Source organism: Caballeronia sp. LZ003, from assembly GCF_031451465.1.
In the GTDB taxonomy this organism is placed as follows: Bacteria; Pseudomonadota; Gammaproteobacteria; order Burkholderiales; family Burkholderiaceae; genus Caballeronia.
On sequence record NZ_JARUXJ010000138.1, the window covers coordinates 1 to 583 of the forward strand.

The 583-nt window shown below is 58.3% G+C and carries 1 protein-coding gene; it reads right to left on the reverse strand.

Going from position 1 to position 583, the window contains the following annotated elements:
* A partial coding sequence (locus QCE79_RS33460; protein WP_404989475.1) for a hypothetical protein occupies nt 1–189 on the reverse strand: 189 nt, incomplete at its 3' end.
* Between the last annotated feature and the right edge of the window lie 394 nt (nt 190–583).

A 583-nucleotide genomic window follows, 5' to 3' on the forward strand; every position in this document is an offset into this window, starting at 1 on the left:
GGCTTGCGATAGGCAACGCAAAGTCGCCGCGTCGCCTTGCCCGGCACGGGCGACTTCAAGCGCCATGCGGACCTGGATGGAAATTTGTGCGACCGAAGCAGGATCGAGCGGAAGATAAAGGACCTTCTTATGCCTTGCCGCTTTTGCGACGCTACGGATCGGTTTTCGCGACTTTGGTTTAGGCACCATTGGGCGTTCGAGACAGAAGAGGATCGGGTATTAATGGGAGACAGCAAATCCCGTTCTCGATTGACTCGAAGAATGCATGAGGCCCAAGTCGGATGTCTCGTTCCAAACTTCTACGACAACAGATCGCTCGCGCTCCCGTCGGCGCCGAAGCATTGGCGGCCATACTTACCGGCGAAGGACTTCAAGGCTCGTTCTCACTAAGGGCAGCGCTGTGCTCAATGCGCCGTCGGCCTGGACGCCGCATATCGTCGTGCTCGATAGAAATGCCGATCAGCGACGGCTTTTTCGTCGCTTCATTCATGCGCGGTTCCGCACGGTTCGCCCGGACGCCGATCATTGCGTACACCTCGCTCGCCGGGGCAGAGGTGATCGCGCGCGACAAGGAGGTGGAAAT